The organism is Sorangium sp. So ce590 (genome assembly GCF_051521365.1).
GTDB lineage: Bacteria > Myxococcota_A > Polyangia > Polyangiales > Polyangiaceae > Sorangium.
Genome location: NZ_CP150346.1, coordinates 11,286,454 through 11,307,688 on the forward strand (window position 1 = coordinate 11,286,454; position 21,235 = coordinate 11,307,688).

The window sequence follows — 21,235 nt, forward strand, 5'->3', positions numbered from 1 at the left end:
ACCCGGACCTCTCCGTGCGTTCCCGCGCCGCGCGCTGGCTCGCCTGCTCCCGCTCCCCGCGCCGGCTGCAGAGAAAGGCCTCCAGGAGCGCCATTTCGAGAGCTCCAGTGTTTCGTGCGCCCGGTCCGAAATCCGCGCCTGACCCCGTTCTGCACGCGCCTGACGAGCATCCGCCAGGCCGACGTCGACGCGCTCACCCGCCCTCGGGTGGCTCCGGCGACTCCAGCGCCGCGAGCAGCGCGGTGAGCCCCTTCTTCAGCGAGGTCATCTGCTTCTGGCCCAGCGACCGCGTGAGCTCCTCCTCCAGCTCCTGCAGCACCCCGAGCCCGTGGAGCAGCGCCTTGAGCCCGTACGGCGTGAACCGCACCCGCTTCGCCCTCCGGTCCTCCGGATCGGGCGTCCGCTCCACGACGCCCATCGCCTCGAGCTCCTCCACGAGCTGACCCACCGCCTGCTTCGTCACCCGGGCGCGCTCCGCCAGATCGGTCAGCCGCGTGCCCTCGAGATCGATGTACGGCATGAGCGCGGTGTGCGCCCGGCGCACCCCGGGCGCGCCCCGCCGGGCGACGCGCGCCACCGCCCGCTCGTCGAGCAGCCGCGCCGAGCGAAGGAGGAGCTGGCCGAGGCTCGAGCGCTTGCGCTGGGCGAGCTCGGCGAGATCGCTGGGATCGAGGTCGTGCTTGGTCATAATGGTAAAGTTGCTTGACTAAATGGTCAAGCAACTTTACCAATTGGAGCATGCTGCGACAACTCGATCAAGCCCTCTGGGCCGCGGAAGACACGTTGAAGCTGCCAGGCCTCGGCATCCATTTCCCGGTGCGGTCTCCGGTCGTGCGCCTCGGGGACGGCGGGCTGATCCTCTTCTCGCCGCTCCCGGGCGTGGAGCAGGTGGCGGGCGAGATCCGCGCGCTCGGGGAGGTGCGGGCGATCGTGGCGCCGAACCTGATGCACCACCTCGGCCTCGCGCCGGCGGCCCGGGCGTTCCCGGGGGCGCGGCTGTACGGCCCCCGGGGGCTCCGCGAGAAGTGCCCGGACGTGACGTTCACGGGCGTGCTCGACGGCGCGCCGGACCCGCTCTGGTCGGCGGAGATCGACCAGGTGGCGGTCGGCGGGGTGCCCAGGCTCGACGAGGTGGTCTTCTTCCACCGGCCCAGCAGGACGCTGTTTCTCTGGGATCTCTGCTTTCACATCACGCAGAGCGGGCACTTCCCGACGCGCCTCTTCATGCGCCTGAACGGGGCGTACGGGCGGTTCGGTCCGTCGCGCGTCGCGCGCTCGATGATGCGCGATCGCGCGGCGGTGGGCGCTGCGGTGAAGCAGATGCTCGCGTGGGCGCCGGAGCGCATCGTGGTGGCGCACGGCGACGTGATCGAGCGCGGCGGGCGGGCCGCGCTGGAGAGCGCGTTCGAGCGGATGCTGTGAGCTCCAGGGGCACGGGAGGCCACGGGGAAGCCACGCCGCGAATGCTCGCTGGCAGCGCACCCGGACACCGGCGCGTGGCCACCCCTCGGATGTCCGGGCCTACGCGGCCGTGAAGCGGCTTCGGGCCGAGGGGCGCGACACGTTCGCGGGGTCGATGACGGCGTTCTGGGTGCGTGAGCTGGTCGGGCCGAGGGGCGGCTCGGGGCCGCTCGCAGGCGCCCTGGTCGCGGCGCATCTTAGTCCGATCCGCGCAGCCAGCGCGACCGGCGCAGGCCGCCGCGGGCGCGCGTCCGGGACGACGGGCGCCAGGGCAGCGCCGCCTGCGGTCGCCGGTGACCCGATGAGCTTCCCTCAGTGTACCGGTCGCGGTCCGGCACGGGTAGCCGAGCTTTCCTCCGGCGTCGGAGGCGGTCCGGAAGCGGCTCCCGGCAAGCCCGCGGCCCCGCCCCAGGCGGCGGCGTTCGACAGGATCCTCCTCGAGATCGAAGTACTGAGCCCGGATCGGCTCATCTCCATCAAGATCGACATTCCTCGCGCCGGCTCCCAGCTGCTCGGCGTCCTGCCAGGCCTGCTCGCGCTGCGCCCCGCCATCGCCGGGGCCGCTCAGCTCATGATCCTCGCGCGGCCCCGGCCGCCGCGCGAGACACCTCGGCGATCGCCCCGAGCAGCGCGTCGCTCTGCTCCGGTGTGCCCACCGTGATCCGCAGCTTGTCGTGGAGGCGCGGCGCGTCCCAGTACCGCACGAAGATCGCCCGGTCGTACAGCGCCCGGTACATCGCCTGCGCCGACAGCCCCCCCGCCGGCGGCGTCGCCAGGACGAAGTTGCTCTGGCTCGGCGCCACCGTGAACCCCTGCGCGCGAAGCGCCGCGGTGAGCCGGGCGCGCTCCGCGATCACCCTCTCCCAGCTCGTCCTCGCCTCGTCCCGCGCGGACAGCGCCGCGATCGCCGCGGCCTGCGAGAGGATATCCGTGTTGTAGCTGTCGCGCGCCTTGTCGAGCGTCTCGATGAGCCGCGGGTGCCCGAGCCCGTACCCGAAGCGGAGCCCCGCGAGCGAGTACCCTTTGCTCAGCGTCCGCAAGAGCAGCACGTTGTCGAGCCCCCGCGCCGGGTCGAGCAGCGGCGTCGCGTCGGCCTCCGCGAAGTCGACGTACGCCTCGTCGATCAGGAGCACGCCGCGGAACGCCCGCGCGACGCGCTCGAGCTTGTCCAGCGGCTCGCGCCGCCCCGACGGCGCGTGCGGGTTGACGAGGAGCGCGAGCCGGCAGCCGCTGTCGTTCAGGCGGCTCGCGAAATCCTCCGGGACCGACCAGTCCTCCTCGAGCGGGACCTGGGTGAACGCCGTGCCATGGATCTCCGCGAGCACGTCATAGAGCGAATAGGTCGGGTACGTCTCGCCGAGGCCGCGGCCGCCGGGCTCGCAGAACACCGTCACCGCCATGCGCAGCAGCTCGTCGCCGCCGTTCGTGGCGATCACCTGCTCGGGCGACAGGCCGTGGAGCCTCGCCGCCGCCTCGCGGAACTGCTGCGCCCGGGGCGGCGGGTACCGGCGGAGCTGATCGGCCGAGACGCCCCGGATCGCCTCGAGCACCGCGCTCGGCGGCGGGTACGGGTTCTCGTTTGTGTTCAGCTTGACCACGTCGGCCCGCTGCGGCTGCTCACCGGGCGTATAGGGCGTGAGGCGGTGGATGTTGTCGCGTTCGTACAGCATGGGGATGGCCGTCCTCTCGCCCACTGTCTCGCCGGAGACAAGCGCCTCGTCGGGCGCGGCGCGCGGCCGCTCGATCCGGTCGTTCCCCGCGGAGCTCGCCGGCGGATGCGGACGGCGCTGCCCGGGTGCTCGTCGTTCCGGACGCGCGCGCGGCGGCCTGCGCCGGTCGCGCTGGCTGCGCGGATCGGACTAAGATGCGCCGCATGACCACGACGCCCGAGCCCGAAGCCTTCCTGGTCCTCTCCTGCCTCGGCCCTGACCGGACGGGCCTCGTCGCGGAGGTGACCCATTACCTGACCGAGCGCGGCGCCAACGTGGAGGACAGCCGCATGGCGGTGCTCGGCGGCGAGTTCGGCATCCTCCTGCTCGCGTCGGGGCCCCCCGCCGCGGTCGAGGCGGTGGAGCGCGACACCGGATCGCTCACCCGGGCGACGGGGCTCACGGTGCAGAGCCGCAGGACCAAGAGCCCCGAGTCGCACCGGCGCGCGGCGACGATCCCCTGCGTCATCTCCGTCGACGCGCTCGACCACGAGGGGATCGTCCGCGCCGTGTCGCGCGCGCTCCACGGCGCCGGCGTCAACATCGTCTCGCTCGAGACCTCCGCCTACGAGGCGCCCGTCACCGGCTCGCAGCTCTTCCGGATGGAGGCCCACGTCGACGTCCCCGTCGGGGTGTCGCTCGCCCAGCTCCGCAAGGCGATGGACACCGTCGCGGAGTCCGAGAACCTCGACATCGAGGTCCGCTCGCTCATCAAGGGCTGACGCGGCGACGTCCGCGCCGCCGGGGCCGGACGCCGGGCGCGCGGCGACCCCCGGTGCGGCGGCGAGCGCGGGTACGGCTCGGACTCCGGGGTACGGCGGCGCCCTCCCGGCGCGACAGCGCCCTTCCGGCGCGACAGCGCCCCCCGTGCAGCTGCGATCCGCCCGGGGAGCTCGCCGGGGCGACCTCGCGAGAACGCTCGCCACGCGCCCCGTGAGAACCGGTATCTTCATCGGCCATGCCCTTCAGCAATCTGAGCTCCCCCCGCAAGGTGCACGGCCTCGACGCGGAGATCCGAGGCGCCGCGTTCCTCGCGAGCCCCGGCCTGGTCGCGATGGTCTCGACCGATCCCGTGCGCCTCGGCGTCTGCCCGATCGGCGGCGCCGGCGCGAAGACGACGAACCTGTCGCTGTCCTCGGCGCACGACGTGGCGCTGCTCTCGAAGGACGTGGCCGTCGTGCGGAGCGAGGACGCGGTCTGGGCGCTGCTCGGCATCACCCACGGCCCGAAGCTCGATCAGGTCGGCCGGGACGCGCGGTACCTCGCGACGCGCCCGTCCGGAGAGACGGCGCTGGCGCTGGGCTGGGACGGCGGCGCGACGGAGCTGAAGCTCGACCGGATCGAGGTGAACGGCCGCACGTTCGCGGTGCGCGGCTCGGCGCGGGCGTTCGACCTGACCGAGACCGAGACGCACGCGGTGATGGACGTCGCCGGGGAGGGGGGCGAGCTCCGCGTCCACCCCGGCGCGACGCCCGAGCCGGGCCCGACGCTGCGCGCCGCGCTGCCGCGCGCGGCCCAGAACCTCGACCGGGTGCGCGGCGGCCCGAAGCTGACGGCGGTGTACAAGCGCGGCGCGAGCGCGGTCTGCGCGATCGTGCGGTCGTCCGGCAAGCTCGCGGCGAAGATGCTCGCCTTCGCCGATCCGGTCGCCGACGTGGCCGTCCTCGAGTCCAGCCTGTTCGCGTGCTTCGCCGACGGCCGCGTCGCGCTGTTCGACGGCGCCGCCATCGAGGCCGCCTCCGGCGCGCCGCTCGCGCCGACGGCCAGCGTCACGCTCGGCGCCCGCGGCGAGCCCGCCGTGCTCGTGGTCGCCGGCAAGGGGTCGCCGACCCTGTGGGTGGGCACGAGCGCCGGGGAGATCTGGAGCCTCGCCGTCGTGCGCAAGCAAGGCGGCTGAGGCGCGGCGCGCGCCGACGCCGGGGCGTGCTGCGCTGTGATGCGCGCGGGGCTCACGAGGCGCGCCTCGGCTCACGCCGCGCGCGCCGCGATCCGCCCCTCGACAAGCGCGTCCGGATCGACCTCGTCGAGCGTCGTCACGACGCGATCGGCCCCCGCGGCGGCCAGCAGCGCGTCGTCGTCGAGCCGCGCCACGCCGAGCGCGGTCATCCCGGCCGCCTTGGCGGCCTGCACCCCGGAGGGGGCGTCCTCGACGACGAGGCAGCGCGCCGGCGGCACGCCGAGCGCGCCCGCGGCGGCCAGGAACAGGTCCGGCGCCGGCTTTCCGTGCGCCACCGCAGCGCCGCAGAGGTCGGCGTCGAACAGGTCGAGCAGCGTCGCGCCCGGCGCGACGGGCGGGCGGCGGATGCGCTGCTGCTCGGCGAACGTGTCGGCGCGGATCCTCCGGAGGAGCTCGCTTGCGTTCCTGGACGACGACGCCGCCGCGATGGGCACGCCGCGCGCCTTGAGCCCCAGGATCAGCCGCATCGCGTCAGGGAAGACAACGAACTCCCCCGCCTCGATCTTCAGGAGCAGCATTGCCTGCTTGCGCTCGGCGTAGACCCGCGCGCGCGCCTCGGTGTCGGGCACGCCGAAGTAGTCGAGCGCCGCGCGCGCGCCGCTCTCGCGCGCCTTGCCGGCGACCTCGCCCTGGTAGACGGCCGTCGTGAACCGCTCGGGCGCGTAGCGCGTCTCGGGCGCGATCGCGCGCCACTCGGTCGCCATCAGCGCCTCCAGCGCCTCGCGCCAGGCGCGCTCGTGCGGCGAGTCGACAACCACCCCGTCCACGTCGAAGAGGACCCCCTCGAAACGCATGCCGCCGACATGGCGCCGGCGCGCCGTACCGGGAGCCCCGGGGCGCCCTGGCGATCCGATCGATGCGCCGCCTGCGCCGCCCGCGCCCGATCGCGCCTGCCTGCGTCAGCGATGCGCCGGCCGACGCCGCCAGCGGCGCCCGCCCGCCTCCCGCCGCCGCGCCGGGGGTGCTACCTTGGAAGCTCGTGCCGCCTGTTCGCACCGGAGCCCACCCCCACGCGACGCGCCTGCCGCGCGCGCTCGTCGTCCGCGACCCGGAGCCCGAGGAGCTCCGCGCGACAGTCGACTGGTCGGACTGGTACCTCGACGACTCGGACGGCATCGGCGCGTGGGGCGAGCACGACGAGGTCTCCCGCCTGCTCCTGTCCTCGATCGCGCAGCTCGCGCGCGAGCGCGGCTGGACCGACCACCACGCCGGCTCGGAGCGGTTCTTCGCCTGGGTGCGCGAGGAGCCGCTCGTGCGCGTCTCGCCGGACGTCTACCTCCTCGATCACCGGCCCGCGCCGCCGCTGCCCAAGCAATGGCAGACCTGGCTGCCCGGCCACCGGCCGCCGCGCTTCGCGCTCGAGATCGTGACGAGCGACTGGCAGAAGGCCTACGAGGATATCCCGCTCAAGTACTGCCAGCTCGGCTGTCCCGAGCTCGCGATCTTCGATCCGCAGGCCGCCGCGCAGCGGCCGCCCGCCGGCAGGGTGGCGCTCCAGGCCTACCGGCGCGACCCCGACGGCGCGTACGTCCGCGTCTACGCGGGCGCCGGCCCCGCGTGGAGCCCGGCGCTCGACAGCTGGCTCTGCGTCGTCGGCAGCGCGGCCGAGGCGCGGCTCCGGCTCGCGCGCGCGGGCGGCAAGGGCGAGCTCGTGTCCACCCAGGAAGAAGCCGCGGCGACCGACGCGCGCGCCCGGGAAGCGGCCGAGGCGCGGGTGCGCGAGCTCGAGGCGCGGGTGCGCGAGCTGGAGCAGCTGGATCCGCGATAACGCTCGTCGCGCGGAGCGCGGCGCCACAGCGCTGGACAGGAGCGCCGCGCCGGTTTTGGCGGCGCGCCGCGTTCGGCGGTAGGCTCGCGGCATGTGTCGAAACATCCGTCTTCTGTTCAACTTCGAGCCGCCGGCGACGGAGGAAGAGATCCGGGCGGCAGCCCTGCAGTACGTGCGCAAGGTGAGCGGGACCCGCAGCCCGAGCGGCAAGAACGTCGCCTGTTTCGAGCAAGCCGTCGACGACATCACCGCCGTCACGCGCCGGCTCGTCGAGTCGCTGGAGACAACGGCGCCGCCCAGGAACAAGGAAGTCGAGGCCGCAAAGGCCCGCGTCCGCAACGCGCGCCGCTTCGGCGCCTGACGCGCCGGTCCGCTCCCCTCGGGCGGCCGGCCGCAGCCCGGGCCGCCGAGCCTGGCTCTGGCCCTGCTGTTACGTTATGTTCGCGCGCATGGGCGACGCCGCCACCACCCGGCGCATGAGCGCTGCCGAGTATCTCGAGTGGGAGCGCGAGCAGGACGCGAAGCACGAGTATCACCTCGGCGAGGTCTTCGCGATGGCAGGCGGCAGCCCGCGGCACAACGTCCTCTCGAACGCTGTGGGCGCGGAGCTCCGCGCGGCCGTGCGCGGCAAGCCGTGCCATGTCCTGTCACCGGAACAGCGGATCTCCGCGAAGCAGGGGGAGCGCTACGTCTATGCGGATTCCGTCGTTGCGTGCGGCGGTGTACGGATGGAACCCGGCACCAGCGACGTGCTCGCGAATCCGAGCGTTGTCGGCGAGGTCCTGTCGCCCAGCGCCGAGGCGTACGACCGCGGTGAGAAGTGGGCAGCCTACCAGCGCATCCCGTCCCTCACGGACTACCTGCTCGTCTCGCAGCTCTCGGTGCGCGTCGAGCACTTCCGGCGCGAGGCCGACGGGTCCTGGCGCTACCGCGTGATCGAGGCGGGAGGCGCGATCACGCTCGCGAACGGCGCCACGTTTCCGGTCGATGCCATCTACGAGGGCGCCTTCGAGCTCGACGCCGGCTGAAGGGTGAGCGCGGCGGGCGCCCGGCGTCGCACCCGCCGCCCATCCGTGCCAGGATGCGGCCGGATCGTCGCATGGGAAACAACCTGGAGCGGGTCGTCGGGGTGCTCAACGGGGTCCTCGGCGACTACCTGAAGCGGACCAGCAACGGCCTCGCGACCGAGATGCGGCTCGTCCCCGACGGACACCCCGTGTCGCTCGCCAGGGCGGTCGCCGCGGGCGTCTCTGCCCAGGCCACGTCGCGCGTCGTCGTGCTCGTGCACGGGCTGATGAGCACCGAGGAGATCTGGACGATGCCGGACGGCGAGACGTACGGATCGCTCCTTGCGCGCGACCTCGGGTACACGCCGTTTTACGTGCGGTACAACAGCGGCCTCCGCGTCTCCGAGAACGGCGAAGCCCTGGATGTCCTCCTCGAGCAGCTCGTCTGCGCCCATCCTGCTCCCGTGGAGGAGCTGGTCCTCATCGGCCACAGCATGGGCGGCCTCGTCGCGCGCAGCGCCGCGCACGCGGCGAGCGACAGGGATCGAAGGTGGCTGCCCCTCGTCAAGCGCGCCTTCTATCTCGGCACACCGCACCTCGGCGCCCCGCTGGAGCGCTTTGGCAACGTGGTCACGTGGGCGCTCGCGAGCATCGACAATCCGTATACGAAGCTCATCGCCGACATCGTGAACCTCCGCAGCGGCGGGATGAAGGACCTGGCTTATGCCAACCTCCGCCGCGAGGACTGGGAGGGCGCCGGCGCGGACGCGTTGCTCCAGAATCGCCGCCATCCGGTGCCCCTGCTCCCCCACATTCGCCATCACCTCATCGCCGGCGCGCTCACGGCCGACCCGAGGCTCTCTCTCCTGTTCGGGGACGCGATGGTCTCGCTGCGGAGCGCCACGGGCCGGGCGGTCGCCGACGACCGGTGCTCGCCCTTCCCTCAAGAGCACGCGCGGGTCATGCCGTCGCTCGGACACCTGCGCCTGGCCCACGACCCGGACGTCTACGCGCAGATCCGCGCGTGGTGCGAGGAGGCGGTGTGATGGACCGGTGGCGCGGCCTGAAGGACCTCGTGCAGGACGCGGTCGACCACGGCTCCCGGAGCGTGGAGCGCCTGCAGAAGCACGCGGCGAAGCTGCCCTTCGACCTGCTGGAGCAGATTCCCCCGATCAAGACGCCCGTGAGGGGGATCCGCCTCATTCACGATACGACGGTGTCCGGCGTCCACGGGGCGATCCGCCTCGTCAACCGCGCCGTGGGGGGCACGGTGGATGTGGCCCTCTTCCTCGTGGAGCAGAGGACACGGCCGGCGGAGGCGCCGGACGGCAGCGCGGGCGCCGCGCCGGACGCGCCCTCCCGGAGCCCGGACGACGAGGTGACGTGAGCCCGGGCCGGGATCACCCCCTGCTCGACGGTGCGCGGATGCCCTTCGGCGGCTCGCCGCGCCTCGGCAGGGTCGCGCGCCACCGCGCGCGCAGGGCGCTCGGCTTCTCGCCGTAGCGCTCCTTCAGGAACGTGGCGCCGACCACGCGGTCCGTGCGGAAGGAGCGGAAGTCCTGGCGGAGCTCGCACCACGCCATGAGCATGCGCGTCGACTCGAGATACCCCACCACGACGGGCCACACGACGCGCTCGCTCTCGCGCCCCGCCTCGTCGCGGTAACGAAGCGCGATCTTCGTGCCGGCGCGGATCGACGCGCGCACCTCGGCCAGATCGAGCGCGTCGGGGGCCTGGTCCCACGCGGGGGGCGCGCCCGTCGCCGGCTCGAGCACGAACGGGCGCAGCCGCTCGGGGACCGTCGCGGCGATCTTCGCGATGAGGTCCTGCGCTGCCCGCTGCAGGGCGGCGTCCCCGCGGTGGGCGACCCACTGCGCGCCGAGGACCGCGACCTCGATCTCGTCGGGCGTCAGCATCAGCGGCGGCATGTCGAAGCCGCGCTCGAGCACGTAGCCGGTGCCCGCCTCGCCCCGGATCGGCACGCGCTGGGCGAGGAGATCCGCCACGTCGCGGTACACCGTGCGCTTCGACGTCTCGAGCTCCTCGGCGAGCGCCGCCGCGGTGACCGGCGACCGCTGCCGGCGCAGGATCTGAAGGATCTGGAACAGTCGATCGGCGCGTCGCACGAGGATGCTGACACAAGGTTGTCAGCAGGGCGGGGCTACATCAAGCGAGGTCCACGACGGACCCAAGCTCTCGGAGATTGCGCATGATCATCCTGTACGGTTTCGGCCCCCTGTTCGGCTTGCCGGAAGCCAGCCCCTACGTGACAAAGACAGAGGTCCAGCTCAAGCTCCTCGGCCTGCCTTACAGGAAGGAGCAGGCGCGGCTCGAGCAGTCGCCGAAGGGGCAGCTCCCCTTCATCGACGACGGCGGCGCGCGCATCGCCGACTCGCACTTCATCCGCGAGCACCTCGAGCGCAGGCACGGCAAGGATCTCGACGCCGGCCTCGACGCGCGGCAGCGCGCCGAGGCGTGGGCCATCGAGCGCATGCTCGAGAACCATTTCGCCGCGACCTCGGGGTACGCGCGCTGGCTCATCCCGGAGAACTTCGCGAAGGGCCCGGCGCACTTCGTCGACGGCGCGCCGGAGGAGCTGCGCCCGAAGCTGCGCGAGGAGCTCCTCGCGCGCGTCCGCGAGTCGTTCCGCGCGGTGGGCGTCGCACGGCACTCGGACGAGGAGGTCGTCGAGCTCGGCGTGCGCTCCCTGACCGCGCTCTCGGTGCTGCTCGGGGACAGGCCGTACCTCTTCGGCGGGCGCCCTGCGGGCGTCGACGCGACCGCCTTCGCGGTGCTGGCCGGCATTCTCACGCCGTTCTTCGACTCGCCGCTGCGGCGCAGGGCCGAGGGCTTCGCGAACCTCGTCGCGTACGCCGCGCGGCTGATGAGGGAGTTCTACCCGGATCACCCGTGGGAGGCGCCCCGGCCGGCGCGGCCGGGGGCCTGACCGCCGCGGCGCCCCGCGCGATGGGCGGGGCGCCGCGGCCTGCGTTCCGCCGCCCGGCGCTACTCCTCGGCGGGGGGAGCCGGCGCGGGCTCGGTCGGCGTGGGCGAGCCCACGGCGCCGCCGCCGCAGGCGGACCCCCACGAGGCCGGGGCAGGCAGGGGCAGCGACGCCACCGGCGTCGCGAGGTCGTCGAGCGCGTTCGCGATCACGCCGCCGAAGGAGATCGAGTAGACGTGGTCCTCGATGAACACGCCGCGCCGCACCTCGGCGCCGCCGTAGTAGCACCCCGACGTCGCGCTGAAGAAGCCGCTGTGGTCGACCGCGCCGAGGTGGCTGAACCCGTCGGCGATATCGACGTTGAAGAGCTCCAGCGTGCTCGCGACAGCGCCGGTCTCCCGATCGTAGCTCACGACCGGGAAGGCGAGCACGTCGCGCTCGCCGTAGTACGTGAACGCCTTGTGGTTGTGCTCGGCCTCCGAGTACGTGTAATCCCCATCGAGCGTCTCCTTGTGCAGGAGCGCCGGCGCCGACGGGTCCGTGACGTCGAAGATCTGCAGCGCCAGGCCGGTCACCACGCCGTTGTCGTCTCCATCCCTGCCGATCGCGAGGAGGTGCCCGTCGCCGAGCGGGTGCATGTACTCGCTGAAGCCGGGGATCTTGAGCTCGCCCGCGACCGAGGGCGACGCCGGGTCGGAGAGGTCGAGCACGAACAGCGGGTCGACCCGGAGGAACGTCACGACGTAGCCGCGATCCCCGAAGAACCGGGTCGATTGGATTCGCTCGCCGGGGGCCAGGTCGGTGACGGCGCCGATGCGCGCGAGCTCGGTCCCTTGCGCCTCGAGGACGAACACGCTGTTGCTGGTCGTCCACTCGGTCGCCGACCGCATCATCGCGGTCGTGGAGACGCGGAGCTTGCCGTTGTGCTCATCGAGCGAGAACTGGTTGAGGATCTGGCCGGGCACCGAGCCCGACGCGACGTACCGGGGCTGGCTCGGGTCGGCGACCAGATCGAACTTGTGCAGGTGCGTGGAGTCCAGGCTCACGCTCTCGTCGCCCTCCGGCGACGTCGGCTCCTGCCAGCCGCGCGCGGCGACATAGAGGGCGTCGTGGCTCGAATACACCGTGTCGGTGGCGCCGATGATCGAGGTCGACTCCGGCGCCTCGTCGAGGTCGGCGAGGTCGATCGACTCGATCTGCGTCAGGCCGTACGACGTCGTGCCCGCCTCCGGGACGTAGAAGTCCGCGCAGCTCGCGCCGAGCTCGGTGACCGTCTCGCCCTGCTTCTCGAAGCGGTACGGCAGCCACGCCGACAGCGGAGCGTCCTCGATGAGCGCCGTGTTCTCGGCGCGGAGCTGCTCGAACGCCGCGGTCCACGCCTCGGCCGTCTCGGGGTAGACGGTCAGGTTGGAGGGCCAGTAGTTGAGCGCGGGCCCGTGGGCGCCGCCGGTCAGCACCGTGCGGACGTTCTCGCCCGTGCGCCGCGCCGAGGCGTAGCCGCCCTCGAAGTAGAGCTCCTTGACCACGCTGGGGGCGCCGCTCGCGAGGCTCAGGACGGTGAGCTTCGTGAGCGGGGCGTAGACGTCGGGCGGCGGGGCGAAGTCGGTCGCCGGGTCCTCGGGGCTCGCGTCGCCGTCCGGCGGCACGGGCTCGGTCGGCGTCCCGTCGCCGTCCGGCGGCGGGGGCGCCGGCTTGTCGTCGCCGTCCGGCGGCGGGGGCGCCGGCATGTCGGCGCTGTCCGGCGGCTCGGCGCCCCCCGGAGACGGCATCGAGCCGCCGCCCTCGGCGGGGACCGGCGCATCGTCGTTTCCCGTCCCGGCGTTCGGCGAACCGGCGTTTGCGGGCACGCCGGCCATGCCGATGTCGATGAGCCGGTAGTCGTAGTACCCCGGCCGCGGCTCGACGCCCGCTGCCTCGTAGATCGGTGTCCCGTTGACCGACGAGTAGACGACGACCTGGTCGCCCGCCACGAACATCTCGAGGGGGCTGCCCTCGATCGCCAGCGAGCTGCCCACCGCGAGCGACGACGCGGGCCACGCGGCCAGCGTGTAGAAGCTCTCGCCGTGGAGGATGTAGAGGTTGTTGCCGTCGGTCTTGACGATATCCGCCTCATCGACGCCGGCGACCTGGGTGTTCGTGTCGGAGTGGGCCGGGCCGGCGCTGTCGTCCGCCGCCGCGCCCTCCCCGCTGCTTGCCCCGCTGTCGGACTGGGGCGGCGCCGGGGAAGGCGCGTCGGTGGGCGCCTCCGCCCCCCCGGGCGTCGCGCCGACGCCGCCTGCGTCGAAGCCGCCGCCGCGGATGTCGCCATACACGGCATAGCTCGCGATCATGGCGTCGATCTGGCCGTTCATCTTGGCGAGCGCGTCCTGCTTCAACAGCGCTTCGAGGTCGTCGCACGACTGAGCGCGGTGGAGCGGCGCGCGCTGCGACGTGGTCTCAGGTTCGCCGGACGAGGACCCCGCATCGCATCCGGCGGCGAGGAGGCCTGTTGCGATGAGAAGCCAGAGAGAGGAGTGGGCGCGGTGTGTTCGCATGGTGCCCGGCACCATGGCAAGGCCCGCGCCATCCGCCCGCTCGCTCGGATGGCCGCGAATCGCGGCGATCCGCGCGCCTGCGGGTTTGCCGCGCCGCGGCAAGCACGACATGCATGCACTGGCGAGGTCCGTCTGGCACACGTGTGCCATGGGGAGGGTGTGACTGGTTACTTCCACCGGCACGCGATGAGGCGGCCAGCGCGCTCAGAGGGGAACGGGCGCGGGGGGGATCTTGAACACGTCCCATGCGGGCGTGTGGTTGCTCGTGCCCGTGGTCTGGTTCCAGAGGTAGATCGACGGGTACGTGCGCACCGTCGTGCCCTCCACGACGACGCCGGTCACGTAGAGCTGCGAAGCCTTCTTGTTCGAGTCCTTCTGGAGCGCGTAGCCGTCGCGGGACGACGAGAAGATGACCCAGTAATAGGTCTTGCCGTCGACGGTCGTGGCCTCTGGCGACCACCTGGGCCAGCTGTTGTGGATCCCCGGGCTCGAGACCCCGAGGCAGGCCGGCGGGTCGTTGGCCGCGAGCCGCGTCGCCGCGCCGCCGGCGGAGGGGATGACATGGATGTCGGACGCGGGGTTATAATACATCTCTCCCGGGCCCGGCGTCCGGTTGAACGCGACAAGCTGGTCGTCGGGCGAGAAGGCCGGGTAATACTCGTTGAACGCCGGCTCCGCGGCGCCCTGCAGGGGTGTCGCCGCGCCGCCCTGCCGGTTGTTGTAGGGCACCGTGTAGAGATCGCCTGAGCCGGCGGCGATCCGCCCGTCCTTGCCGGCGTCGGTGGACACGTAGACGAGGGTGTTGCCGTCGTGGCTCCAGTCCGGCATCAGCGCCCCGCGCGGATCGCCCTCGCGCGCGATGAACCCGTAAGCGGTCCCCTCCGCGGCGGCCATCTCTTGCTGGACCAGGTTGGGGTTGGCGTCGAGGGGATAGGTCGGGACGGGCGACTCCAGGTCGAACCACGCGAGGCGCGCGTTCGGCATTGTGCTGTACGACCCGCCGTCCCAGACCGTGCCGCGATCTCTGCCATAGGAGGTGACGACGATGCGGTCTCCGGGGGAGAAGTGCGCTTGGGACATCTTGGGCGCGCCGAGCCAGGCCTGGGCCATCGCCTCCGAGCCGCCCGGCGTCATGTACGGGGGGACCTCGCCCACGGTGTCCTTCTGCACGGAGGCGATGGCGAGGCCCCAGGGCCAGTGATCCGTGAAGATGACGGACTCGCCGTCCGGCGTCGACGTGTGGCACCCGATGCACTTCACCGCGCCCTGGTCCCGGAGGCCGCCGTTCTCGGTCCTGCGGCCGCCCTGCTGCACCTGCTCGACCTTGAGCGCGTTGACGACGCCCTCCTCGCCCACGCCGAACCCTTCCAGCCACGCGTCCGCGGGCCCTTCGCCGATCGCCGCCCAGTACACCATGCTGCCGCCGGCCGGGGCCGGGGCGATGGTGATCGGCCCGGAGGTGCCCATCAGCGGCGCGCCCGGCGCGCTCGTCGACACCGAGCGGATCGTGAGGGTGATCGGCTCGTTGCGGACATGCGCGGCGAGGTTCTCCCACATGTCCTTGGGCATCTTCCATTCTCTGTTCGTCGTGTAGACGACCAGGTCGTTCTTCTCCCGGTCGGCGTGCACGCGGATCTCGAACAGGTCCTGCCCCTGCGGCGCGGTCCACCGGAACCGCGGCCGCAGCCAGTTGCTCGGGAAGAGCGCCCCGATCTCCGGCTCGGCGAGGCACGGCCCGCCCGGCGCGCCGCTGGCTGGATCGCCGAACAGCTCGGGCGCGTTCGCCGGCGGCGGCGTCCCGCGGTCGTCGAGCACCGGGGCCGCGGGGAAGTCCTCGCACACGTCACAGGGGGGCGGCTCGACGGGGCCGCCGCTGCCCACGTCGAAGATGTTGCCCGTCCCTGTGCCGATGTCGTCCGGGATCCCGCCCGAGCCGCCGGTGCCCTGGGGCTGCGGGGAGCCCCCCGAGCCTGCCGCGCAGGCGACCGCGCAGACAGAGCCGACAAATAGAGTCCCGATCCGTTGCTGCAAGGTTCTCATTCAGGTTCCTCCGTGCGCGCGCCCAGGGCTCGGTCCGCCCGGACCAGCACACCGCCCTGCCGGAGCGGTGATGCCGTCGGGATCCGCGGGTGCTCGCCTCCTCGCGCGCCCGAAGCGGGGCTGACGCGATGGTCGCGTGGGTACCGTGGTGCTGCTGCTTCGCCGCCGAGCTCCAGGGTGGACCAGCAGCGGATCGCGAGATCGCTCAGCGCGAGGCGCCGCCCCTTCCCGGCATGGACGATATGAAGAAAGATCTGAGCAGGTAGGAAGACAGGAACCTTTGTCCCTGTCAAGCCTGTCGCAGGACCCTGTCGCCCGAGGGGGCGCGCCGCGGGGCGTCGCGTTGTGGGTCATCGCGCCGCGGGCCCGCCGGGGTGCTAGTTTCCTCGAGTGGCATCGTCGAATCGGATCGGGTTCCCGCTCAACCCCCGGCGGTCGCCCCGCGCGCTCGTGCTCCGCGATCTATCGCCGGAGGAGGCCAGCGCCGCGATCGACTGGTCCGGCTGGTACTTGCCCGACGACGCGGAGCGCCATGGCAAGGCCGAGCGGTCCGGGATCGTCCGCCTGCTGCTCTCGGTGCTCGCGCAGCTCGCGCGCGAGCGCGGCTGGGTGGACTGGTACGCCGGCACCGACCACGCCTTCGCCTGGGTGCGGGGCGAGCCGCTGGTGCGCGTCCTGCCCGACCTCTACGTCCTCGAGCACCGCCCGTTGCCGCCGCTGCCGCGGCAGTGGCAGACGTGGCTGCCGGGCCATCGCCCGCCGCGGTTCGCGCTGGAGATCGTCTCCGGCGACTGGCGCCGGGCGTACGAGATCACGCCGGCCAAGTACTGGCAGCTCGGCTGTCCCGAGCTCCTGCTCTTCGATCCCGAGGCGGCCTCTGTCCGCGTGCCGCTCGCGGAGGAGCGGGTGCCGCTGCAGCTCTACCGCCGCGATCCGGACGGCACCTACCTGCGCGTCCACGCCGGCGCCGATCCTCTCTGGGTCGAGGCGTTCGACGCGCACGTCGTCGTGCTGAAGGACGGCCAGCACCCGACGTTGCGCGTCGCGCGGACCTCCCGCGCGACGGATCTCGTGCCCGCCGAGGAGGAGGCCCTGCGCGCCGAGGGCGAGGTGCGCGCCCAGGAGCAGCGCGCCCGCGTCGCGGAGCAGCGCGCCCGCGCCGCCGCCGAGGCGCGCGTGCGCGAGCTCGAGGCGCGCGTGCGCGACCTGGAGGCCCGCGTCGCGCGCCGGTGAGCGGCGCTCGTCGGCGCGGACCGGGCGCTACGCCGGCCGCAGGATCTGGCGCACCGAGTCCACGTCCGCGACCCGGTGCAGCACCGGCTGGAGGCCGGCGCCCGAGGCCTCGCCGAAGGCGCCGCTCGCGGCGACGGCGCGGGCGCGGGGGCCGTCGAGCACGAGGAACACGTCCCGGAGGCCTCCGGCGCCCGGCGCGTCGATCACGTCGACGATGCGCGAACGATCGAGGTGCAGCTCCTCCTCGCCCCGCTGGATGAGCACGCGCCGATCGGTGATGAGGTACCGCGTCCGCGCCGCGAGCCGCGCGGGGCGCACAACCGACGCATAGAGCATCGCCGCCCCTGCGGCGACGAGCAGCACGATCGTGAGCGAGAGGGAGGCGACGAGCGCCACGAAGGACACGCTCTCCCGATCCATGCCCGCCGCGGTCACGATGCGGATGCTCCGCACCGCGTGCGCCGCCGTGACCACCGCGAAGCTGCCGAGGAGCACGCCGAGCAGCACCGAGCCGACGCCGCGCAGGCCGCTCGGGAGCCACTTGTGCCAGCCGTCGGCCGGGTGCGCCGACCACAGCACCCGCTCGCCCTCGTCGAGGCGCTGCGAGAGCAGCCGGTGACCGTCGCCCGCGGGCGCCGACGGGACGACGCCCCGCAGGATCGCCCAGACGCGATCCGGGGCGGCGACGCCGTTCAGCACGATCGACAGGCGCCGGCGGAGCGCGCCCGTCGGCACCGCCCTCACGAGCTCGAGGTCGCCGACGCCAGGGTGCTTCGGATGCCAGTGGATGCGCGCGTAGCTGATCGACCGCCGCTCGATGGAGCGCCGGAGCTTCCCGCGCTGCACCACGATGTGCAGGTCGGTGAGCTGGTACTCGAGCTCCGAGCGCCACCAGCGCGGCAGGTAGCTGAACGCCACCGTGAGGCTCGCCATCCAGGCCGCGAAGGCGAGCAGGTGGGTCGGCGACGCGTCGAGCGCCTTGCTCACCACGATGGCGGACGCCGTGCTGATCGCGGAGGTGACGCCGCAGACCACCGCGCCCACGACGTAGAGGAGCGGCGTCGCGACGACCTTGGGACGTCCGGACCAGATCACCGTCTCATTGAACACCGAGTCGCGCATCTCGACGGTTCTCCGTTCGGGGTGAGCTGGCCGGCGCCGCCCCCGCGCGCGAGGGCGACCTCGGTAGGGTGAACCCGCCGGGCAGGGTCGTAAAGGGGCGTCCTCGCCTGCCGCTGCAGCGCGATCGGAGCGCGACCGGAGGCGATGTGCGGGAGCGACGTGCGGCGGCCCGTACGCAGCTGACCCGCGCCTCGGCTCAGCGCCGCTGCGGTGGGCCGTGCGCGGGCTTGCGCAGGCGCTTCAGCGTCTGCTCGCGCTCCCGCTCGCACTGCACGCGCCGCGCCTTGGCCAGCGGCAGCCAGTGATCGTTTCCCGGGGCGCGCGCGATGTACGACGCCCACGCATCCACGGCCCGCAGGTAGGCCTCCGCGCGCGCGGCGCCGAGCTCGGCGCTCCGCGCTGCGGCCCAGTGACCGACCGCGGCATACCAGGCCTCGTCGTACGGAGGCACGTAGAACCAGCCCGAGCCGTTGATCTGCTGGTCGTTCCGGTCGTAGGTCCTCGCGAGCCGGATGTGCTCGAGGGCGCCCTCCAGGTCGCCCGACCGGTCGAGCGCCACGGCGAGCCCCCAGAGCGTCGTCACGCCGTAGCGGAACATGTCGAGCGAGCCGAGCGCCGCCAGCGCGGCGCGGTAGCCCTCGACGGCGGAGGTGATGTCGCCGAGCGCCATGTACGCCTCGGCCTGGTTGGCCAGCAGCAGGGCCCGCGACGCCGCGTGCGGCTCGAGCGCGAGCGCCTCGTCGTACGCCTTGATCTCTTCCGTGTACCTGCCGAGCCGCGCATAGCAGACCGCGAGCGCGTGCCACGCGTCGGCCCGGGAGGGCGCCGGCGGGTGGGTGCGCAGGAGCCCCTCGAGCGTCGCGACCGCGCCCTGCACGTCGCCGAGGTGCTCCAGGATGTCGGCGTAGCGCAGCCGCACCGACGGAGCGCGCGAGGTCGCCGCGCCGGCGCGCTCGTACAGAGCGCGCGCCTCGCGCAGCCAGAGCGGGCCGATCTCCTCGACGCGTTCCAGGAGCGGCGAGCGCCGGAGCTGGTCGTACCGGGTGAGGAGCGCGTCGGCCTCGGAGATGAGCTCCGCGCGCTCGTCGGCCGCCGGATCCAGCGCGCGGGACCAGACGGTCGGCGCCGCGTGGAGGGGCGCCGCCGCGAGCGCGAACGAGAGGAGCGCCGCGAGGTCGGGCAGGCGCGGCCGCCCGGGCAAGCGCGGCCGCCGGCTCATCGCGCGCCCCCCGCGTTCGGCCCGGGCGGGGGAGCCGCGCCGCGCTCCCGCGGGGCGCGCGCGGCCGGTCCCCCCGCCGCAGCGCGCGCGGGCCGGTGGTCCCCTCCGCCGCCTCTCCGGAGCGCGTCGAGGCGCGCGCGCGCCGCCGTGGCCCACGCCCCCTGGCCACCGGCGCCCGACAGGTAGGCCTCCCAGCGCGCGATCGCCGCCGCCGTCATGGTCCGCTCCAGCGCGAGCGCCTCGAGGGCGAGCCTGTCCTCCGGGACCGCGAGGTAGTCGAGGGTGCGCAGGCGCGCCGCCGCGCTGGCGAGGTCGTCCGCGGCGTGCTCGCGCGCGGCGGCGCCGGCGTGCGGGTCGGCCGCGCGGGCGCGAGCCGCCGCCTGGGCGCGGTGGTCGGCCGCGCGGGCGCGGGCGGCCTCGGCGCGGGCGCGGGCGGCCGCCTGGGCGCGCTGATCGGCCCCGGCTGCCGCGTCGCCCGCGTCGCCTTCGAGCGCGGCGTCGGCCTGGGCCTTGTCGCCGGCGCGGTCGAGCGCGAGCGCGAGCGACAGCGTGACGTCGCGGGCGAGCTGCGTCTGCGTGCGCTGGCGCGCCTCGCGCAGGTAGGCGATCGCCTCGTCGAGGTCGCTGCGGGCGCCCTCGGCGGGCGCGCCGGCCGGCGGCTCCGTGGCCGCGGCGGCCATCGACAGGTGCGCCGCCTCGAGCAGCACGAGCGCGCGCTGGTCGGCGGTGCCGAGCAGGTCGATCCGCGGGATGAGCGCGCGGTAGATCGCGATCGCCTCGTCACGCTTGCCGGTGCGGGCGAGCGACCGGGCGAGATCGTGCAGCGTGTGCGGGTCCTCGACGCTGCGCGGGTCGATGCTCCGCGCGCGGTCGAAGGCGCGCGCGGCGTCCGCCGGCGAGCCGAGGGCGAGGGCGGCGCGCGCGAGCAGGACCTGCGGCGCGGCGCGCCCCGGCAGGATCTGGTCGGCGAGGCGCGCCGACGCGCGCGCCGCCTCGGCGTCGCCGCCGAGCTGCGCCTGACCGCGCGCGAGGAGGTCGCAGTAGCGCGGGAGCTCCGGAGCGCGCGCTCTCTCCCAGACGGTGGGTCCACGTGCGATGGCCCGGCGGGTCCGCGCCGAGCACTCGGGCGGCCGCCCTGCCGCCGCGGCGGCGGCGACGAGATCGCCGCTGCCCTGTCCGCCGTGCGCGGCGAGCGGGAGGGCCAGCAGGGCCGGGAGCAGCAGCGAACCGAGGTGCACGGCGGGAGTGTACCAGCGACGCCCACCGGAGGCCCACGTCGGACCCGAGGCGGCGGGCTGGGATCCGGTTGATCGGGCGGGCGATGGTCCGTTATGGTGCCCGGGGTGACAGCGCAACGGGGGGCGTTCGCGGGTCGTGTATCGCCGGACTCCGCAGCCTTGGTGCCTCGTGAGGCCAGAGGAGGATCGACATCATGGGCGAGGTGATTCGCAAGGATGCGCCTGCGGACGACATCATCGGTGACGTGCGCGCGACGCTCCAGAGCGCTTCGGCGAAGGGCGGGTCCCTCCGGGAGCTCGCCGAGCAGCGGCTCGTGCCCGTGCTGACGCTCTTCGACGGGGTGGAGGCCCAGCGCAACGCCGCGCGGTCCGAGGCGGAGCCGCTGCTCGCCAAGGTGGAGGCCGAGTCCGCGCGCGCCGACGACGCGCTCGGCAAGGTCGCCGACGACGTGTGGAACGCCGTGGGGCGCCCCTCCGCAGATCCTGCGCTGTCGATCCTGTTCCCCGGCGGCATGGCCTATTTCGCCGACCACGAGGACGGCGACATCACCGGGCAGCCGGATCGGCTGGAGGTGCTGGCGCAGCTGCTCGGCTCCGGGATTCACCCGAAGCTCAGCCTGGACAAGGCGCAGGCGGCGGCGGCCGAGGTGAAGTCGGCCGCCGCGGCGCTGCGCTCGACGGTCGAGGCGACCCGGCTCCCGCTCGAGCGGCTGAGCGTGCTCGATCGCATCCGCGCCGCGGTGGCGAAGAGCGCGCACATCGAACTCGTGCACCTGAAGCGCCTCTACAAGGCCGCCGGCTTCAGCGAGCCGGAGATCCACGGCGTGATCCCGGATCGCGGCCGGGCGCGGCGCCGGCTGTAGTACCTCGTCGCTCACGCTCGTCCCTGGATCCGGGAGAAGGCAGGCCCGAGGAGCCCGTCATTCGTCGTGCGGCGCGGGGGGGGGCGCGCCGTCGACGGTTCGGCCGCGCCGCGGCCCGTCAGACAGCGCCAGGCGTGGGC

General features: G+C 73.7%; 20 protein-coding genes. 11 read left to right on the plus strand and 9 right to left on the minus strand.

The features are described from left to right. Positions 1 to 193: 193 nt before the first annotated feature. Positions 194 to 688 carry a MarR family winged helix-turn-helix transcriptional regulator gene (locus tag WMF28_RS42820; protein ID WP_437599521.1) on the minus strand — a complete coding sequence of 165 codons (495 nt, stop codon included), beginning with the start codon at positions 686 to 688 and terminating at the stop codon, positions 194 to 196. 50 nt (positions 689 to 738) lie between these two features. On the opposite strand from WMF28_RS42820, the gene WMF28_RS42825 reads away from it, so the two are divergent. Next, the gene (locus tag WMF28_RS42825; protein ID WP_437599522.1) at positions 739 to 1,422 is read left to right on the plus strand and encodes a DUF4336 domain-containing protein; all 684 of its coding nucleotides are present in this window, start codon (positions 739 to 741) and stop codon (positions 1,420 to 1,422) included. 608 nt (positions 1,423 to 2,030) lie between these two features. Here WMF28_RS42825 and hisC read toward each other — a convergent pair. Further along, a complete protein-coding gene (hisC, locus tag WMF28_RS42830; RefSeq protein ID WP_437599523.1) occupies positions 2,031 to 3,131 on the minus strand; it encodes a histidinol-phosphate transaminase in 1,101 nt (366 codons plus the stop codon). A 203-nt stretch (positions 3,132 to 3,334) separates the two neighbouring features. Between hisC and WMF28_RS42835 the strand changes: the two genes are divergently transcribed. Both WMF28_RS42835 and WMF28_RS42840 read left to right on the plus strand, forming a co-directional pair. Continuing rightward, the gene (locus WMF28_RS42835; protein ID WP_437599524.1) at positions 3,335 to 3,892 is read left to right on the plus strand and encodes a glycine cleavage system protein R; all 558 of its coding nucleotides are present in this window, start codon (positions 3,335 to 3,337) and stop codon (positions 3,890 to 3,892) included. A 236-nt stretch (positions 3,893 to 4,128) separates the two neighbouring features. Beyond that, positions 4,129 to 5,067, plus strand: a complete 939-nt coding sequence (locus WMF28_RS42840; RefSeq protein ID WP_437599525.1) for a hypothetical protein — start codon at positions 4,129 to 4,131, stop codon at positions 5,065 to 5,067. Positions 5,068 to 5,138: 71 nt separating this feature from the next. Here WMF28_RS42840 and WMF28_RS42845 read toward each other — a convergent pair whose 3' ends face one another. Continuing rightward, entirely contained in the window at positions 5,139 to 5,921 is a 783-nt protein-coding gene (locus tag WMF28_RS42845; RefSeq protein ID WP_437599526.1) for an HAD family hydrolase, read from the minus strand. A gap of 185 nt (positions 5,922 to 6,106) precedes the next feature. Between WMF28_RS42845 and WMF28_RS42850 the strand changes: the two genes are divergently transcribed. The 5 genes from WMF28_RS42850 (at position 6,107) to WMF28_RS42870 (ending at position 9,289) form a co-directional block, all read left to right on the plus strand. Then, positions 6,107 to 6,895 carry a Uma2 family endonuclease gene (locus WMF28_RS42850; RefSeq protein ID WP_437599527.1) on the plus strand — a complete coding sequence of 263 codons (789 nt, stop codon included), beginning with the start codon at positions 6,107 to 6,109 and terminating at the stop codon, positions 6,893 to 6,895. Between the two features lie 91 nt (positions 6,896 to 6,986). Next, positions 6,987 to 7,256, plus strand: a complete 270-nt coding sequence (locus WMF28_RS42855; protein WP_437599528.1) for a DUF2277 domain-containing protein — start codon at positions 6,987 to 6,989, stop codon at positions 7,254 to 7,256. 88 nt (positions 7,257 to 7,344) lie between these two features. Beyond that, on the plus strand, positions 7,345 to 7,923 hold the full coding sequence (locus WMF28_RS42860) for a Uma2 family endonuclease (RefSeq protein ID WP_437599529.1): 579 nt from the start codon (positions 7,345 to 7,347) through the stop codon (positions 7,921 to 7,923). A gap of 71 nt (positions 7,924 to 7,994) precedes the next feature. Then, positions 7,995 to 8,948 carry an esterase/lipase family protein gene (locus WMF28_RS42865; protein WP_437599530.1) on the plus strand — a complete coding sequence of 318 codons (954 nt, stop codon included), beginning with the start codon at positions 7,995 to 7,997 and terminating at the stop codon, positions 8,946 to 8,948. Further along, positions 8,948 to 9,289, plus strand: coding sequence for a hypothetical protein (locus WMF28_RS42870; protein ID WP_437599531.1), 342 nt, complete (start codon positions 8,948 to 8,950; stop codon positions 9,287 to 9,289). The genes WMF28_RS42865 and WMF28_RS42870 overlap by 1 nt, the downstream gene beginning before the upstream one ends. 13 nt (positions 9,290 to 9,302) lie before the next feature. Here the strand turns inward: WMF28_RS42870 and WMF28_RS42875 are convergent, their stop codons facing one another. Continuing rightward, positions 9,303 to 10,028: a helix-turn-helix transcriptional regulator gene (locus WMF28_RS42875; protein ID WP_437599532.1), complete on the minus strand. Its 726-nt coding sequence runs from the start codon at positions 10,026 to 10,028 to the stop codon at positions 9,303 to 9,305. An 83-nt stretch (positions 10,029 to 10,111) separates the two neighbouring features. Between WMF28_RS42875 and WMF28_RS42880 the strand changes: the two genes are divergently transcribed. Next, on the plus strand, positions 10,112 to 10,849 hold the full coding sequence (locus WMF28_RS42880; RefSeq protein ID WP_437599533.1) for a glutathione S-transferase family protein: 738 nt from the start codon (positions 10,112 to 10,114) through the stop codon (positions 10,847 to 10,849). 59 nt (positions 10,850 to 10,908) lie between these two features. Here WMF28_RS42880 and WMF28_RS42885 read toward each other — a convergent pair whose 3' ends face one another. Next, a complete protein-coding gene (locus WMF28_RS42885) occupies positions 10,909 to 13,221 on the minus strand; it encodes a beta-propeller domain-containing protein (protein ID WP_437599534.1) in 2,313 nt (770 codons plus the stop codon). A 363-nt stretch (positions 13,222 to 13,584) separates the two neighbouring features. Then, positions 13,585 to 15,420 carry a TolB family protein gene (locus WMF28_RS42890; RefSeq protein ID WP_437599535.1) on the minus strand — a complete coding sequence of 612 codons (1,836 nt, stop codon included), beginning with the start codon at positions 15,418 to 15,420 and terminating at the stop codon, positions 13,585 to 13,587. Between the two features lie 390 nt (positions 15,421 to 15,810). Here WMF28_RS42890 and WMF28_RS42895 point away from each other — a divergent pair, with 390 nt between their 5' ends. Then, positions 15,811 to 16,653: a Uma2 family endonuclease gene (locus tag WMF28_RS42895; RefSeq protein WP_437599536.1), complete on the plus strand. Its 843-nt coding sequence runs from the start codon at positions 15,811 to 15,813 to the stop codon at positions 16,651 to 16,653. Between the two features lie 27 nt (positions 16,654 to 16,680). Here WMF28_RS42895 and WMF28_RS42900 read toward each other — a convergent pair whose 3' ends face one another. From WMF28_RS42900 to WMF28_RS42910, 3 genes are all read right to left on the minus strand, one after another. Further along, a complete protein-coding gene (locus tag WMF28_RS42900) occupies positions 16,681 to 17,775 on the minus strand; it encodes a hypothetical protein (RefSeq protein WP_437599537.1) in 1,095 nt (364 codons plus the stop codon). 196 nt (positions 17,776 to 17,971) lie between these two features. Further along, positions 17,972 to 18,994, minus strand: a complete 1,023-nt coding sequence (locus tag WMF28_RS42905; protein WP_437599538.1) for a tetratricopeptide repeat protein — start codon at positions 18,992 to 18,994, stop codon at positions 17,972 to 17,974. After that, positions 18,991 to 20,232, minus strand: a complete 1,242-nt coding sequence (locus tag WMF28_RS42910; protein WP_437599539.1) for a hypothetical protein — start codon at positions 20,230 to 20,232, stop codon at positions 18,991 to 18,993. Before WMF28_RS42910 ends, WMF28_RS42905 begins: the two co-directional genes overlap by 4 nt. A gap of 194 nt (positions 20,233 to 20,426) precedes the next feature. Between WMF28_RS42910 and WMF28_RS42915 the strand changes: the two genes are divergently transcribed. Next, positions 20,427 to 21,095 (plus strand): hypothetical protein, encoded by a 669-nt coding sequence (locus WMF28_RS42915; protein WP_437599540.1) that lies wholly within the window; start codon positions 20,427 to 20,429, stop codon positions 21,093 to 21,095. The last annotated feature ends 140 nt before the right edge of the window (positions 21,096 to 21,235 follow it).

Coding starts and splice junctions, on each gene's coding strand:
- WMF28_RS42820 (WP_437599521.1), bottom strand. CDS start 688: ATGACCAAGCACGACCTCGATCCCAGCGATCTCGCCGAGCTCGCCCAG.
- WMF28_RS42825 (WP_437599522.1), top strand. CDS start 739: ATGCTGCGACAACTCGATCAAGCCCTCTGGGCCGCGGAAGACACGTTG.
- hisC (WP_437599523.1), bottom strand. CDS start 3,131: ATGCTGTACGAACGCGACAACATCCACCGCCTCACGCCCTATACGCCC.
- WMF28_RS42835 (WP_437599524.1), top strand. CDS start 3,335: ATGACCACGACGCCCGAGCCCGAAGCCTTCCTGGTCCTCTCCTGCCTC.
- WMF28_RS42840 (WP_437599525.1), top strand. CDS start 4,129: ATGCCCTTCAGCAATCTGAGCTCCCCCCGCAAGGTGCACGGCCTCGAC.
- WMF28_RS42845 (WP_437599526.1), bottom strand. CDS start 5,921: ATGCGTTTCGAGGGGGTCCTCTTCGACGTGGACGGGGTGGTTGTCGAC.
- WMF28_RS42855 (WP_437599528.1), top strand. CDS start 6,987: ATGTGTCGAAACATCCGTCTTCTGTTCAACTTCGAGCCGCCGGCGACG.
- WMF28_RS42860 (WP_437599529.1), top strand. CDS start 7,345: ATGGGCGACGCCGCCACCACCCGGCGCATGAGCGCTGCCGAGTATCTC.
- WMF28_RS42865 (WP_437599530.1), top strand. CDS start 7,995: ATGGGAAACAACCTGGAGCGGGTCGTCGGGGTGCTCAACGGGGTCCTC.
- WMF28_RS42870 (WP_437599531.1), top strand. CDS start 8,948: ATGGACCGGTGGCGCGGCCTGAAGGACCTCGTGCAGGACGCGGTCGAC.
- WMF28_RS42880 (WP_437599533.1), top strand. CDS start 10,112: ATGATCATCCTGTACGGTTTCGGCCCCCTGTTCGGCTTGCCGGAAGCC.
- WMF28_RS42890 (WP_437599535.1), bottom strand. CDS start 15,420: ATGAGAACCTTGCAGCAACGGATCGGGACTCTATTTGTCGGCTCTGTC.
- WMF28_RS42900 (WP_437599537.1), bottom strand. CDS start 17,775: ATGCGCGACTCGGTGTTCAATGAGACGGTGATCTGGTCCGGACGTCCC.
- WMF28_RS42905 (WP_437599538.1), bottom strand. CDS start 18,994: ATGAGCCGGCGGCCGCGCTTGCCCGGGCGGCCGCGCCTGCCCGACCTC.
- WMF28_RS42915 (WP_437599540.1), top strand. CDS start 20,427: ATGGGCGAGGTGATTCGCAAGGATGCGCCTGCGGACGACATCATCGGT.